At 69.3% G+C, this 14,704-nt stretch carries 16 protein-coding genes; 13 read left to right on the top strand and 3 right to left on the bottom strand.

Annotation, left to right across the window (positions count from 1 at the left end; translation table 11 throughout):
• Nucleotides 1-42: 42 nt before the first annotated feature.
• Complete coding sequence (locus A3862_RS01765) at nt 43-1,233, bottom strand: cupin domain-containing protein (RefSeq protein ID WP_043754985.1); 1,191 nt, start codon at nt 1,231-1,233, stop codon at nt 43-45.
• Between the two features lie 293 nt (nt 1,234-1,526).
• Between A3862_RS01765 and proB the strand changes: the two genes are divergently transcribed.
• From proB to A3862_RS01815, 10 genes are all read left to right on the top strand, one after another.
• Nucleotides 1,527-2,642, top strand: coding sequence for a glutamate 5-kinase (gene proB, locus A3862_RS01770; RefSeq protein WP_111473162.1), 1,116 nt, complete (start codon nt 1,527-1,529; stop codon nt 2,640-2,642).
• A 158-nt stretch (nt 2,643-2,800) separates the two neighbouring features.
• Nucleotides 2,801-4,099, top strand: a complete 1,299-nt coding sequence (locus A3862_RS01775; RefSeq protein ID WP_043754983.1) for a glutamate-5-semialdehyde dehydrogenase — start codon at nt 2,801-2,803, stop codon at nt 4,097-4,099.
• Between the two features lie 52 nt (nt 4,100-4,151).
• Nucleotides 4,152-4,793: a nicotinate-nucleotide adenylyltransferase gene (locus tag A3862_RS01780; protein ID WP_043760589.1), complete on the top strand. Its 642-nt coding sequence runs from the start codon at nt 4,152-4,154 to the stop codon at nt 4,791-4,793.
• A gap of 57 nt (nt 4,794-4,850) precedes the next feature.
• Nucleotides 4,851-5,240: a ribosome silencing factor gene (gene rsfS / locus A3862_RS01785; protein WP_075381505.1), complete on the top strand. Its 390-nt coding sequence runs from the start codon at nt 4,851-4,853 to the stop codon at nt 5,238-5,240.
• Between the two features lie 15 nt (nt 5,241-5,255).
• The gene (gene rlmH / locus A3862_RS01790) at nt 5,256-5,750 is read left to right on the top strand and encodes a 23S rRNA (pseudouridine(1915)-N(3))-methyltransferase RlmH (protein WP_043754982.1); all 495 of its coding nucleotides are present in this window, start codon (nt 5,256-5,258) and stop codon (nt 5,748-5,750) included.
• 6 nt (nt 5,751-5,756) lie between these two features.
• Entirely contained in the window at nt 5,757-7,124 is a 1,368-nt protein-coding gene (locus A3862_RS01795; protein ID WP_091994723.1) for a murein hydrolase activator EnvC family protein, read from the top strand.
• Nucleotides 7,124-8,464: a S41 family peptidase gene (locus A3862_RS01800; protein WP_043358098.1), complete on the top strand. Its 1,341-nt coding sequence runs from the start codon at nt 7,124-7,126 to the stop codon at nt 8,462-8,464. Before A3862_RS01795 ends, A3862_RS01800 begins: the two co-directional genes overlap by 1 nt.
• Before the next feature lie 171 nt (nt 8,465-8,635).
• Nucleotides 8,636-9,871, top strand: coding sequence for a divergent polysaccharide deacetylase family protein (locus A3862_RS01805; protein WP_043754979.1), 1,236 nt, complete (start codon nt 8,636-8,638; stop codon nt 9,869-9,871).
• A gap of 94 nt (nt 9,872-9,965) precedes the next feature.
• Entirely contained in the window at nt 9,966-10,520 is a 555-nt protein-coding gene (locus A3862_RS01810) for an RNA pyrophosphohydrolase (RefSeq protein WP_043754976.1), read from the top strand.
• Between the two features lie 24 nt (nt 10,521-10,544).
• Complete coding sequence (locus tag A3862_RS01815; RefSeq protein WP_043754973.1) at nt 10,545-11,174, top strand: DUF2939 domain-containing protein; 630 nt, start codon at nt 10,545-10,547, stop codon at nt 11,172-11,174.
• Between the two features lie 97 nt (nt 11,175-11,271).
• On the opposite strand, the gene A3862_RS01820 is transcribed toward A3862_RS01815, so the two are convergent.
• A complete protein-coding gene (locus tag A3862_RS01820; protein ID WP_052083507.1) occupies nt 11,272-11,637 on the bottom strand; it encodes a hypothetical protein in 366 nt (121 codons plus the stop codon).
• Between the two features lie 24 nt (nt 11,638-11,661).
• Entirely contained in the window at nt 11,662-12,090 is a 429-nt protein-coding gene (locus tag A3862_RS01825; protein WP_043754970.1) for a response regulator, read from the bottom strand.
• 207 nt (nt 12,091-12,297) lie between these two features.
• Here A3862_RS01825 and A3862_RS01830 point away from each other — a divergent pair, with 207 nt between their 5' ends.
• The 3 genes from A3862_RS01830 to A3862_RS01840 all read left to right on the top strand — a co-directional run bounded on the left by A3862_RS01830 (nt 12,298) and on the right by A3862_RS01840 (nt 14,601).
• On the top strand, nt 12,298-12,972 hold the full coding sequence (locus A3862_RS01830; protein ID WP_043760585.1) for a YoaK family protein: 675 nt from the start codon (nt 12,298-12,300) through the stop codon (nt 12,970-12,972).
• Nucleotides 12,969-13,982 carry a WD40 repeat domain-containing protein gene (locus tag A3862_RS01835; RefSeq protein WP_043754966.1) on the top strand — a complete coding sequence of 338 codons (1,014 nt, stop codon included), beginning with the start codon at nt 12,969-12,971 and terminating at the stop codon, nt 13,980-13,982. Before A3862_RS01830 ends, A3862_RS01835 begins: the two co-directional genes overlap by 4 nt.
• 94 nt (nt 13,983-14,076) lie before the next feature.
• The gene (locus A3862_RS01840) at nt 14,077-14,601 is read left to right on the top strand and encodes a DUF2937 family protein (protein ID WP_043754964.1); all 525 of its coding nucleotides are present in this window, start codon (nt 14,077-14,079) and stop codon (nt 14,599-14,601) included.
• Nucleotides 14,602-14,704 lie beyond the last annotated feature (103 nt).

Raw genomic sequence — 14,704 nt, forward strand, 5'->3', positions numbered from 1 at the left:
AGGACCGGGTCTGAGCCCTGTCGGTCCGGATCGAGCGTCGTCTCAGCCCTGCTTCAGCTTCGCGAGCGTGTCGGCGGGGACGCCGGTGAAGTTGTTGGCGAGGAGATAGTTCGGGCTCGCCTTGATCCAGGCATCGAGGTCGATTTCCTCGAACTTGCCGTTGTCCCAGGTCTGGACGATCTCGAGATCGTCGTCGCCGACGTTCTTGATCGCGTGGCCGAACCCCATGGGGATGTAGGCGACGTCGCCGGGCTTGAACTCCGCGACCTTGCCGCGGCCGCCCGAGCCGAACAGGGCCACCTGACCCTTGCCCTTCAGGTAATAGTGCCACTCGTTGGCGTTCACGTTCCAGTGGAACTTGCGCATCTGGCCCGGCCGGATCGTCATCACGCCGCCCGACATCGACTTGGACACCGGCCACTCGTCGACTGTGGCGAGGCGGAACGTCCCACCGTCGAAGTCGCGGACCGCGCGCGGATCCTTCAGGAGCCGGAACTTGTGGGTCGATTCCTTCGGCCAGGGCGCGTCGAGCGCCTGGGCGAGCGGGATCACCGGCCCGGCCTGGATGTAGGCCTCGCCCTTCGGGAACGCGTTCAGCGCGGCTGTCGGCAGGCCGAAATCGAGGGCCAGCATGTCCTTCGGCGACACGTCGACCCAATCGGTGATCGAGAACGTGCCGTGCTCCGAGAAGGCGCCGTTGTCGAACGACAGGATGAAGTGGCACGGCTTGTCGCCGATCGTCTGGATCGAGTGGCCGTGCCCCTTGGGGAAGAACCACAGGTCGCCCGGCTCGTAGTTGTTGATCTCGCTCGCCCCCGAGGGATCGAGGACCACGGTCTGGCATCGGCCGTCGATGACGTAAGCCCACTCGGCCGCGATGGCGTGCCAGTGCAGCTCCCGCGACGCGCCGGGATCGAGGAACATGTGTACGCCCGCGATCCCCTTGCTGATGGGGAACTGGTGGACGGTCGCCTCCTTGGCCCAGCCGCCCGACGTGATCTTGGGGACGTTGCCGTCGAGCGAGAAGTGGAAGTCCGGCATGGCGCCGACATCCTTCGGGTCGTGGTAGGCGACCGGAGCGCCGGGGGGCAGCTGCTGAACGTCCCGCCCGAAGCCGCCGGCCCCGGGCGCCCCGTGATCGGTCGCCGCGGCGGCGGCCCCCTGGGTCAGGGCGACGAGACCGCCGGCCCCGAGGGCTGCGGTCCCGAGAAACGCGCGTCGATTCGCGTCCATCTTGTCTGTGTCCTGTGTGCTGAGGTCGAGCGCGCCGGGGCTCGGTGCGGTGCAGCGTCGAACCGGCCGCCGCGCTCCCGCGCCGCAATATCGATCTTTGGCATGCCACATACTCACGACCACGTGAGGGATGAGGCCGCTCGCAGGAACGTGTGCCACGGTCGTGCCGGCCAACGATCTGGACGCGCCGGCGGCCCGAACCGCCCGGGCGCCGCGAGCCATGTCGTCGGACGGCTGTTCAAGAGGCGGGTCTTGCTTCACACCCGGCGCAAACGCGCGTTTTCGCAAGAATCATGATCCCTGCCCTCGAAGAATTCCGCCGTGTGGTCATCAAGGTCGGCTCGGCCCTGCTGGTCGATCGCAGTGCCGGCCGCCTGCGCCACGCCTGGCTCGCGGCGCTGGCCGAGGACATCGCGGAGCTGCACGGGCGCGGCGTCGACGTGCTGGTGGTGTCCTCCGGCAGCATCGCCCTCGGCCGGACAGTGCTGGGCCTTCCACCCGGCGCCCTGCGCCTGGAGGAGAGCCAGGGCGCGGCCTCCGTGGGGCAGATCACGCTGGCCCGCCACTGGGCCGAGGCTCTGGGCCATCACGGCATCGTCGCCGGCCAGATTCTCGTGACGCCCCAGGATACCGAGGAGCGCCGCCGCTACCTCAACGCCCGCGCCACCGTCCTGAAACTCCTGGAGATGCGCGCCGTCCCGGTCGTGAACGAGAACGACACGGTGGCGACGTCCGAGATCCGCTACGGCGACAACGACCGGCTGGCGGCCCGGGTCGCCACCATGATCGATGCCGACGTCCTGGTCCTGTTCTCGGATATCGACGGTCTCTACACCGCGCCGCCCAAGAACGATCCGGAGGCCCGCCACCTCGCCGTCGTCGAGCGCATCACCCCGGAGATCGAAGCCATGGCCGGCGGGCCGGCCTCCGAGCTGTCGCGGGGCGGCATGCGCACCAAGGTCGAGGCCGCCAAGATCGCGGCCTCGGGCGGCACCCACTTGGTCATCGCCGACGGGCGCGGGAAGAACCCGCTCAAGGCGATGATGGAGGGCGCGCGCTGCACATGGTTCCTCTCAGGCTCCACCCCGACGGCCGCCCGCAAGACCTGGATCGCGGGATCCCTGGAGCCGCGCGGCACCCTGACGATCGATTCCGGTGCCGAGCAGGCGCTGCGGAGCGGCGCCAGCCTCCTGCCCGTCGGCGTCCGATCGATCGAGGGCAGCTTCTCCCGCGGCGACTCCGTGTTGATCCGTGATCCGGCGGGACGGATCCTCGGCCGTGGCTTGGTGGCGTATGACAGCGCCGAGGCTGCGCTCATCATCGGTCACCCGAGCGCGCATATCCCGGACTTGCTCAATTATCCGGGCCGCGCCTGGATGGTGCATCGCGATGACTTGGCACTGTTCTAGAAAATGCCGATCTAAACTAATCTATTTACAATTTTCCGCTCCGATCATTGCGCCCAATCACGAGCCGGCACTCTTGTCGGACCGGTGTCGGGTGTGCAAATACGGCGCTTTCCATCGTCTGGCCGTTCCTGCGGCCGTCGCACATCGAGGACGCCAGCGTGCCCGTCCTGAACCTGAGATCGGACTTCGCCGAGGCCGATTCCCTGCCGGAGCAGATGGCGGCCATCGGCCGTCGGGCCCGCGCGGCGGCCCGGCGTATGGCGCTGGCCTCGGCGCGAACCAAGGACGGGGCGCTCAAATCGATCGCCGAGCGGATCCGGGCGAGCCGTGACGAAATCCTGAGCGAGAACGCGCGGGACGTGGCCGCCGCCCGGAGCGCGGGCCAGAGCGCCGCCCTGATCGACCGTCTCACCCTGGATCCCGGGCGGCTCGCCGCCATGGCGGATGCCGTCGAGAAGGTCGGCTCCCTGGCCGATCCGGTCGGACGTCAGCTGGCCGCCATCGAGCGGCCGAACGGCCTGCTGATTGAGCGCATCGCGGTGCCGCTCGGCGTCGTCGGGGTGATCTTCGAGGCGCGCCCGAATGTCACTGCGGACGCGGGTGCGCTCTGCCTCAAGGCCGGCAACGCCGCGATCCTCCGCGCCGGCTCGGACAGCCATCGCACGGCTATGGCGATCGCGCGGGCCATGAGCCGCGGGCTCGCCGATGCCGGCTTGCCGGAGGACGCCATCCAGCTGGTGCCGACCCGCGACCGCGCCGCCGTCGGGCTGATGCTCGCGGGCCTCGACGGTTGCGTCGACGTCATCGTCCCGCGGGGCGGACGTGGCCTCGTGGAGCGCGTCCAGGCCGAGGCGCGCGTTCCGGTCTTCGCCCATCTCGACGGCATCAACCATGTCTACGTCGCCGCAGCGGCCGACCTCGACATGGCCCGCACCGTGCTGCTCAACAGCAAGATGCGCCGCACGAGCGTCTGCGGCGCCGCCGAGACCCTCCTGGTCGACCGCGCCTGTGCCGCGACCCATCTTGCGCCGCTCGTCCACGCGCTGCTCGAGAGCGGCTGCGCGGTCCGCGGCGATGCCGAGACGCGCGCCGTCGATCCGCGGGTGACCGCCGCCTCCGAGGAGGATTGGCATACCGAGTATCTCGACGCGATCATCGCGGTGCGGGTGGTCGACGGGATCGAAGCGGCCATCGAGCACATCGAGACCTACGGCTCGCATCACACCGACGCGATCATCACCGAGGACGACACGGCGGCGACCCGTTTCCTCGCCGAGGTCGATTCGGCCATCGTCACCCACAACGCCTCCACCCAATTTGCCGATGGAGGCGAGTTCGGCTTCGGGGCCGAGATCGGCATCGCCACGGGGCGGATGCACGCGCGTGGGCCGGTGGGTGTCGAGCAGCTGACCACATTCAAGTATCGCGTCCACGGCAACGGCCAGACGCGCCCGTGACCTGCGCTGAAGGTCCGGCGTGCGGCTGACCCTGCCGCCGAGCGCCCCCGGCATGCGGATCGGCCTTTACGGCGGGTCCTTCAACCCCGCCCATCTGGGCCACCGGCACGTGACCCTCGCGGCACTGCGTCGGCTAGGCCTGGATCGGGTCTGGTGGCTGGTGAGCCCGGGGAACCCGCTCAAGAGCCGGAACGCCCTCCCCTCGGTGGAGGTGCGGTGTGCCCAGGCCCACCGCATCGCCCGTCATCCGCGGATCGCCGTGACCGGCATCGAAGCGGCTCTGGGCGTCCGCTTCACGGTCCAGACCCTGCGCTTCCTGAAGCGCCGCTGCCCCGGCGTGCACTTCGTCTGGATCATGGGGGCGGATTCTCTCGGCACCTTTCATCGCTGGAAGGGTTTCGCCGAGATCGCCCGGCTCCTGCCGATCGTCGTCATCGACCGGCCGGGTTTCACCATGACACCGCTCAGCGCCCGGGCTGCGCGGCGCTTGGCCGACGCCCGGATTCCCGAGGAGGCGGCATCGACGCTCGCGCTGCGGCCGCCGCCGGCCTGGGTGTTTCTGCACGGGCCCCGTTCGAGCCTGTCGTCCACGCAGATTCGCGCAAGTACGGGGCCAACGACGTCACGACGGCCGCAAGCGCGGTTGCAATCGACGACCGATACCGCCAATTTCATGTCATCCCGCACGGCATGACGCCGCCGTGTGGCAGAACGAGGAACCAGGACTCTGCCCGAGACCAGCCGCACGGAGATGATCCGCACCCCCGTCCAAGCCCCGGTGGAAGCCGGTCAGGCGCGCTCGGACGACCTTAAGGCCCTTGCGCTCGAATGCCTCGATGACATGAAAGCCGAGGAGACGATCGCAATCGATCTGGCCGGCAAGACGTCGCTCGCCGACACGATGATCATCACCTCTGGGCGCTCGCAGAGGCATGTCGGCTCGATCGCCGACAAGATCGTTCAGGAAATGAAGAACCGCGGCTTCGGCAACGCCCGGGTCGAGGGCCTCCCGGCCTGCGACTGGGTGTTGATCGATGCCGGCGACGTGCTGGTGCACATTTTCCGTCCCGAGGTCCGCGGCTTCTACAACCTCGAGAAGATGTGGGGCGCCGACCGCCCGGTCGGGATCGCGGCCGGCTGATCCGGACCGCGGCCGATGCGCCTGATTCTGGCCGCAGTCGGACGTCTGAAGGCCGGTCCTGAGCGCGAGCTGGCCTCACGATATCGCGACCGCGCCGCGCAACTCGGTCGCGGGCTCGGCTTCGCCACTTGCGACAGCATCGAGATCGCGGAATCCCGTGCCCGTCGCGCCCTCGACCGATGTGCCGAGGAGGCGGCGGCCCTGACGGGCCACATGCCGCCTGGCGGTGTACTGGTCGCCTATGACGAACGGGGTCGTGCCGATATCGGAAGCGAGGCGCTGGCCGAACGCGTCGCCGCTTGGCGCGATGCCGCGCGGCCGGCACTCGTGGTGGCGATCGGGGGGCCGGACGGTCTGGACGCCTCAATTCGGACGAAGGCGGAGTTGATCCTGTCTTTCGGGGCCGCCACCCTGCCCCATGGACTCGTGCGCGTGCTCGCTCTCGAACAGCTCTACCGCAGCCTCACCATCCTGTCGGGGCACCCCTACCATCGCGGTGAGGCGGGCTGACCCCCTATGGCCATCCCTGAGATGACGGCCGGGTCGAAGTCCGCGTCGAGACGCGCGCTGCAGACGCTGACCCTGGTCGCCCTCGTCTCGATCGGCTCGGCCGCGCGGTCCGAGACGCCTCCGGCCACCGACCCCGAAGCCATTCAGCGTGCCAATGAGGAACGTGAGCGCCGGGCCGAGAATCTGAAGCGCGTCCAGGATGCGATCGCGGCCAGTGCCGGCCAGCGTTCGCAGTTCGAGTCGGAGATCGCAGCCATTGGCTCCGACCGGGCGAAGCTCGACGCCGCCCTTCTCGATGCGGGCCGACAGGCGCAGGCGACGGAAGACCGCCTGAGCCGCCTGGAGGAGCGCCTGAAGGCGATGAGCGAGAGCGAGGCAGCGATCCGCCACTCGCTGCAGGGCCGACGCGGCATCGTCGCCGAGATCCTGGCGGCGCTCCAGCGCATGGGGCGCAGGCCGCCGCCGGCCGTTCTGGTGAGCCCTGAAGACGTGCTCGCGGCAATCCGGACCTCGATGCTGCTTGGCGCGGTGGTGCCGGAACTGCGCGGCGAGGTCGACACCCTGGCGGCCGATCTCGCGGAAATGATCAGGCTGCGCGGATTGATCGCGCAGGACAAGGAAGGGCTGTCCAATGACCTTGCCGGATGGGCGCGCGAACAGCAGCGCCTGCAGGCGCTGGTCGCCGCCCGCCGCGCCCGTCAGGCCGAGATCGAGAGCGGCCTCACGGCAGAGCGCCGCAGGGCCGCCGAACTCGGTGCCCAGGCCAAGAACCTGAAGGACCTTCTCGATCGCACGGAGGCAGAGGTCGCAGCGGCGAAGCGCTCCGCCGAGGAGGCCAAGGCAGCGGCCGAGCGGGAGGCGCGCATCACCCAGGAGCGCTTCGCCGCGGCCGGCTTCCGCGACCCCGCCCGATTGGCACCCAAAGTCCACTTCGCCGAGGCGCGGGGCGAAGTGCCGCGGCCGGTGAGCGGACGCGTCGCACGCGGCTTCAACCAGCCCGATGGCAATGGTGGCACCACCCGCGGCGTGTCGTTTACGACCCGTCCCAAGGCGTCCGTCTCGTCCCCGGCCGACGGGTGGGTGCAGTTCGCCGGGCCGTTTCGGTCCTACGGGCAACTCTTGATCATCAACGCTGGCGACGGCTACTATCTTTTGCTAGCGGGGATGGATCAGATCAGCGTCGAGGTCGGTCAGTTCGTGCTCGCGGGCGAGCCGGTCGGCACCATGGGCGAGAAGAGCGCAGGTCCCGGCGGGTCCGAGGGTGATCCCACCCTGTACGTCGAGTTCAAGAAGGACGGCGGCTCCATCGATCCGGAGCCGTGGTGGGCGAAGAGCCCGAACAATACGGTACTTGGCGAGAAGGTTCGCGGCTGATGCGCAAGACTTCCCTGATCATGCTCGGCGCCTTCCTCGGTGCCGGCACCTCCATGGTGGCCACCCAGACCGACTTCCTGTCGGGCCCGCGGGCGGTGGCTGCCTCGGCCGAGACCTATCGCCAGCTCAGCCTGTTCGGCGACGTTTTCGAGAAGGTCCGCACGGACTACGTCGAGAAGCCCGACGAATCGAAGATGATCGAGGCGGCCGTCAACGGCATGCTGACGTCGCTCGACCCGCATTCGAGCTACATGGACGCCAAGGCGTTCCGTGACATGCAGACCACGACGCGCGGCGAGTTCGGCGGTCTCGGCATCGAGGTCACGATGGAGGACGGCCTGATCAAGGTCGTCACGCCGATCGACGATACGCCGGCTGCCAAGGCGGGGCTGCTCGCCAACGACATCATCACGCAGATCGATGACGATCAGGTTCAGGGCCTCACCCTGAATCAGGCGGTCGACAAGATGCGCGGCCCGGTGAATTCGAGCGTCAAGCTCAAGATCACCCGCAAGGAGTCGAAGGATCCGATCGACGTTACGCTCACCCGCGACGTCATCAAGATCAAGCCGGTACGCTCGAAGGTCGAAGGCGGCGACGTCGCCTATATCCGCCTGACCCAGTTCAACGAGCAGACCTTCGACGGCATGCGGGCTGCGATCGACAAGCTGTCGAGCGAGATCGGGGCCGACAAGATCAAGGGCTACATCGTCGACCTGCGCAACAACCCGGGCGGCCTGCTCGATCAGGCCGTGATGGTGTCCGACGCCTTCCTGGATCGCGGCGAGATCGTCTCCACCCGCGGCCGCAATCCGGACGAGACCCAGCGCTTCTCCGCCAAGGCGGGCGACCTGACCAAGGGCAAGCCGATCGTGGTGCTCGTCAACGGCGGCTCGGCCTCGGCCTCCGAGATCGTGGCCGGCGCCCTGCAGGATCACAAGCGCGCGACCATCATGGGTACGCGCTCCTTCGGCAAGGGATCGGTGCAGTCGATCATCCCCCTCGGCGGTTCGGGCGCCCTGCGTCTGACCACGGCGCGCTACTACACGCCGTCGGGTCGCTCGATCCAGGCCAAGGGCATCGAGCCGGATGTCGAGGTCCTGCAGGAGGTCCCGGACGAGCTGAAGGGCAAGGACGAGACCAAGGGTGAGGCAGGGCTGAAGGGTCACCTGAAGCAGAAGGATACCGACGAGCGCGGTGGATCCTCCGCCTACGTTCCGCCGGATCCGGCCAAGGACAAGCAGCTGATCTCGGCGGTCGACTTCCTGCACGGCATCCAGAAGGGCGCCGCCAACGGCACGCCTTCGGCGCAGCAGCAGAAGCCCAGCCTGCCGAACTGACGGCGTTCGGAATGCCCTGACGACCCGATCCCGCCCGGCGCCGCGCCGGGCGGGATTTTCCGTTCCGGGACCGGGCATTAGCGGAACGTTAACCATAACCGCCGGCAATGGACGGAAGGATTGGCGCATTGCCGATCGGCGCAGCAATCGTGATCCCGCATCGAGAGCCGCTTGACCGAGTCCACGGACGATATCCTCACGCGCCCCCTCGGGGTGCCTGAGGCGGTGCCGGCGCAGCCCACGAGCCGGCTCGGGCAGCTGATCGCGGCTGCCCGGCGGCCCCGTATCGCTGCTGCCGCGATCGCGGCCGGCTTTGCAGTGGCAGCCGGCCTTGTCCTCGCCCTCGGGGATCCCGACGGCGGCGAACCGCGCGTGCAGGTCGCGATCGCGATGCGCGAGCCCACGATGCGTCCGGCCACACAGGCGCCTCCCACCCTGCAGCCCCAGGTCCTTGCGACTGCCCCCAGCACGGCCCCGCTTCAGCGCAGCGCCGAGGAGGTTGAGACCGCGTCCGGCGTGACGGTGGTGCGGCCGCCCGGCAGCGGTCCGAGCGATGCGGTGGTGATCCGCGTACCGCCGCCGAATGCACCGCGGCTCGTCCCGGCGCCTGATCCGCGGATCAGCGAGGCCGGACGCCACGGGCTGATGCCGAAGCTCGGCGAGGGGCGCATCCGCCCGCTCGACGTCTATGCCCGCTCCGAGGAACCCGGCACCGGTCCGCGCATCGCCATCGTGGTGACCGGGCTGGGCATCGGCCAAGCCACGACGGCCGTGGCCACCGCTCGCTTGCCCGCCGCCGTCAGCCTTGCCTTCCTCCCCTATGGCGGCGAGGCCGAGCACGCGGCCGCACGTGCGCGGGATGCCGGCCACGAGATCTTCCTGCAGCTGCCGATGGAGCCGTTCGATTACCCCGACAGCGATCCGGGGCCCCAGACTCTGCTGACGGCCCTGAGGGGACCGGAGAATGCCGATCGTCTTGCCTGGGCGATGACGCGCTTCTCGGGCTATGTGGGCCTCGTGAATTTCATGGGCGCCAAGATGATGGCCGATGCGGCCTTCGAGCCGGTGCTGCGCGAGATCGGCGCCCGTGGCCTGGGGTTCCTCGACGACGGAACGGCGCCCAAGGCCGCGACGATGCCCGCCAACAAGGGCAAGACACCGATCGCCCGCGCCGAGATCGTCCTCGACACCACGCCGCGCGCCGACGCCATCGATGCGGCCCTGGCGCAGGCGGAAGCCCGGGCGCGTGCCAATGGCTTCGTCCTCGTCTCGGCGACCGGAACGGCACTGAGCGTCGACCGGATCGCCCGCTGGGCCAAGGACATCGACGCCCGCGGTCTGCGCTTGGTCCCGGCGAGCGTTGCGCTGCGCGGCGTCCGCGACAAGCGGGTCTCGACGGCAGATTGAGGACGCGCGTGATTATAGTCAGCGCAAGTAGATCCACCCCCACCGGGATCGGGAAAGACTTGCGCGGCGTTGCCGCAACGGCCACCCCTGACCTATGGTCGTCTCGATGGTAACGGATTCGGACCTGGGCACCGCCCTGCCCTACCGCCCCTGCGTGGGCATCGCGCTGATTGCGCCATCGGGCGGCGTGTTCGTCGGACGGCGCAAGAAGGGTGCGGGTTCTGAGCATGTGGCCGGCCCGCACATGTGGCAGATGCCTCAGGGCGGCATCGATCCCGGCGAGGATCCCGAGGCCGCCGCGCGCCGCGAACTTTACGAGGAGACGAACGTACCGCCGGAGGCCGTGAAGCTCCTCGCCGAGATCCCCGAATGGCTCGCCTATGACCTGCCCCCGGCCGTGATGAAGCAGGCCTGGAAGGGTCGGTATCGTGGCCAGACGCAGAAATGGTTCGCCTACGGCTTTGTGGGCAGCGAGGACGTGATCGACGTGCTCAATCCCGGGGGCGGCGCCGACAAGCCGGAATTCGATGCCTGGCGCTGGGCGCAGTTCGCCGAACTTCCCGATCTGATCGTCCCCTTCAAGCGGCCGGTCTACGAGGGGGTCGTCGCGGCCTTCTCCGGTCTCGATCGATGGTCGGCGCAGCGTTGACCGCGCGGACGGGGCGCTGAGGCCATGCGCTGGCTCGCGATCCCGCTCGCCCTGGCCGTCGCGTGGCTTGCCTTCACCATGAGCCCGCTGTGGTCGCTCTACGACCTCGCGCAGGCGGTCCGCCGGCACGATGCCGCCTATGTCGAGGGCCATGTGAACTTCAGGACCCTGCGACTTTCGCTGGTCCGGCAGATCACCGCGGCAATGCGCACGGCATCCGAGACCGATCCTGACCTCGAGCCCCGCGACCGCCAGCGCCTCAACGACGCCGCCTACGGCCTGGCGCTTGCACTCTCCGAAACGATGGTGACGCCGGAAACGGTGATGGACCTTCTGGCCAATGGCTGGCCCGACAAGCTCGATGTCGAGCGGCCGGCCGGCGCTCATCCCGAGGGCTTGGCGATCCGCGGTTTGGGGCGGCTCGTGTCATACTATACGGCGTTGGAGATGCGGGGCTTTCGCGCCGTCGTGATCCCGATCCCGCCCGAGGGATCGCGCGCCGAGCGCACGCGCATCCGGCTGCGGCTGCGCGGGTTGAGCTGGCGCCTCGTGGATATCGAGATGGCCGATGTTCTGCGCGAGCAGATCGCCGCCAAGTTGAGCCGGGCTCTGGCCCGCGCCAAGATCGGCGCCAGCGCCGGCGAGGAGCGTTAGACGGCGGGCCCTCGACGCGTCCGGCCGACTTCCGCGCCCGCCTATTCGGGTCGACGCGGAATTGCGCCTGACCCGTGCCGTACGGAGCGGGGCATGGCTACTTCGCCGTCGGGGTGCCGCCGGCAGCCTTGGGCTGGCGCGCCTCGTTCAGATCCTCGGCCTTCTCCTCATCGGTGTCGCCGCTCTGCTCGATGGTCTTGCTCGGGTTGGCGAGGAGCGACCGGACGATGCCGAGAAGCACTTCGCACTCGCCGGGAAACTTGTAGCTCTCGAGGACGATCGCGGCATCGCGCAGGGTCCGCAGGTCGCGCACCAGCTGAGCATTGGCATCCTCGCGCAGCTCGCTCTTCTTGGCGATCGCCTCCTCGATCTGCGCGCCTTTCACGTCGCAGGCGGCTCGGGCCGGCGATGCAGCGATCGCGGCGGCGAAGGCGAAGCCGATTGCGGGAAGGGAGCGCCACATGGCGGATGTCCTCGAAGGTCCAGTTCAGACGGCATGAAGGAGCGCGGCGCGCAGGACGTCCTGCGTCAGCGCCACGAGTTGGCTCGGACGATAGGGCTTCGGCACGAACACCGAGCCTGGAACGGCCTCGCACGGCGGAAGGCAAGCCCGGCCGCCGGAGGTGTAGACGACCGGGAGGTCGGGAGACAGCTCGCGGGCACAACGCGCCAGCGACAGGCCGTTCGTATTGCGGGCGAGGTCGATATCCGTGAAGAGCAGGTCGACGCTCTCGCGAGCCAGGATGGACTCGGCTTCCCAGGCATCCGCAGCGGTGAGCACCCGATACCCTTCCTCGAGCAGCGCCTCGGCGGCCAGTTCGCACACGGTCGGCTCATCCTCGACGATCAGGATCGTGGCGGCCCGGTCCGGGACGGGCATGGACGGGCAGACGAATGCGGCGGCGAACGGAACCATGACGCAACTCCCACTCACCCGGCGGGGGCTCGATGGCCCCGGGCCGGATCGTAAGGGCAACGGCCCCTTCCGACGCGGCGTTCACCGTGTTTGCATCGAATTGCTCGGGTTTGGTGAGCGGCGCGTTAACCGCGGCCCGGCGTCCCTCAACGAAGCCGTCCGAATGGTTAATGGTTCGTTACCGCGCCGTGACGGGGAGGCTTGGTCGTGAGGCGTCCCTGGCAGCTCGGCTCCGGCCTGCTCCTCACGGGCCTCGCCGGTTATGTCGATGCCCTCGGCTTCGTGCGTCTCGGCGGCCTGTACATGTCGTTCATGAGCGGCAACACCACGCAGCTCGCGGTCCTAGGCGCCGGGGCCGAGCTGCATCGCATGATCCTGCCCGCGACCCTGATCGTCGCCTTCCTGGCGGGGTCGGTTCTCGGCAGCGGGCTGGCCATCCTGGTCCCGGCCCGGTGGACGACGCCCGCGGTGCTGGCCTACGAAACCCTGCTGATCCTCGCCGGTCTGGGGCTCGGTCTCGAGTCGCCCGAGCTGGGCCTCGCGGCCTTCTTCGTCGCCTTGGCGATGGGGTCGCAGAACGCCGTCCTGGCGCAGGTCACGGGCTTCCGAGCCGGGACCACCTTCGTGACCGGGGCGCTGTTCAGCCTCGGCCAGAAGATCGCGCAGGCCCTGACCCGCACCGGCGATCCGCTGGGGTGGATCGGCGATGCTCTGGTCTGGATGTCGCTGCTGTTCGGCGCCTTTCTCGGTGCCCACGCCTATCAGCAATTCGGCCTGTACGCGTTGGTCGCCCCGGCGGCCGTCTCGGGCGGCCTGGCGTTGATTACCGCCTTCATGGTCTTGCGCGCCGCGCCGCCGGCCGCAAATGTCCCCCCGACATGAGCAGCGCCATCAGCAATCCCTCCCTCACCAGTCACGTCGCCGCGCTGGAGCCCGGCGAACACGTGCTCGCGACGCATTTCCTCAAGGATGTGCCGGCTCTGGCGCTGAGCGACGGCAACGTCGTCCTGGCGAAGGACGACGGCCTGACCCGCCTCGCGGCCCATCCCGACGGCGGCATCCTCGTGGCTGCCGGTGGCGGCGACCGCCTGCTCACGGGCGGCGACGACGGCCGCGTGGTGGCGATCCGCGCGGATGGGACGATGGAGCCGGTCGGCCTCTCCAAGGGTGGGGCGTGGATCGATGCGCTCGCCGTCCATCCCGACGGCGCCGTGGCATGGTCGGCGGGCCGCACGGTCGTGGCCCGGGACGCGAAGGGGCGCGAGAAGACCTTCGAAGCGCCTTCCTCCGCCCGCGGCCTCGTCTTCGCGCCCAAGGGGTATCGCCTCGGGGTCGCCCACTACAACGGCGTGAGCCTCTGGTACCCGAACCTGGAGACGCCCGCCGAGGTGATCGGCTGGAAGGGTTCGCATATCGACGTGACGTGGTCGCCGGATGGGCGGTTCGTGGTCTCCACCATGCAGGAGAACAGCCTGCACGGCTGGCGGCTCCAGCCGGATCGCGGCCACATGCGGATGTCGGGCTATCCCGGCAAGGTCCGCTCGATGTCCTGGTCGTTCGATGGTCATTGGCTCGCCACGAGCGGCGCCGAGGCGGCGATCATTTGGCCGTTCGACTCCAAGGAGGGACCGACCGGCAAGGCTCCGCGGGAATGCGGCGTCCGTCCGGCCCGCGTGTCCCGGGTGGCGTTCCACCCGAAGGCGCCGGTTCTGGCCATGGGCTACGAGGATGGCTGCATCCTGCTGGTCCGCTTCACCGACGCGGCCGAACTCCTGGTCCGTCCGGCCGTATCGGGCAGCGGCGTGACCGCGCTCGCCTGGGATGGCCGCGGCGGCCGATTGCTGTTCGGCTGTGCCGACGGCAAGGCGGGCTTGCTGACGCTGCCCGGCTGACGCTGCCGGGCTGAAGCCTGTCGCGGCTCCGGCTGGAACCGCGACCATCGGCATGTTCTTTGTCCGGGGTCGATTCCCCCACCAGAGGCCAGACATGTTTCGCGTGTTCCGCACCTTCGGCCTCGCGCTCGGCCTGTTGGGCGGCGTCGTCGCCGCGCAGGCGCCGGAATTCGCTCAGCAATACGCCCAGCGGCTCGGCGGCGCCGCCGACGAGCTGCGTCGCCAGGTGGCCGTGCTCGAATCTGACGCGCAGGCATCCGGCACGACCCGCGACGGCGCCGTCGATCGGCTGCGCGCCAATCCGGATCAGCTGGTCGCCCGCCGCGGCGACGCTGCCCAGGCGGACATCGCGCGTCTCGCCCGCCTGAGCGCCCAGCAGCAGGCCCTGGCCTCGGCGACGAGCCCCCTCGGGCGCGTCGTGGCGATGCTGCGCGATCCCGACCTGCCCGTGGCCGAGGCGGCCTATCGGGACTTCAGCCCGGCCATCCCCACCAGCGCCGACGGCCTCGCCGCGGGCCTGATCGGGTTCTTCGTCGCGTGGGGCGGCTGGCGCGTCGCCTCGGATGTGGGCCGGAGGGCGGTGCGTCGGCGCCCGCGGGAGACTGCAACCGTCGCCTGAGCGCGGTTCACGCGCCCGAGAGTGTGGCGCCACGTCTACAGCAGCTTGCGCGAGCCTTGCGTATCGAGCAGGGATCCGGCCGTCCCGGTCCGGAAGAAGGCGC

The sequence above is a fragment of the Methylobacterium sp. XJLW genome (assembly GCF_003254375.1).
In the GTDB taxonomy this organism is placed as follows: Bacteria; Pseudomonadota; Alphaproteobacteria; order Rhizobiales; family Beijerinckiaceae; genus Methylobacterium; species Methylobacterium fujisawaense.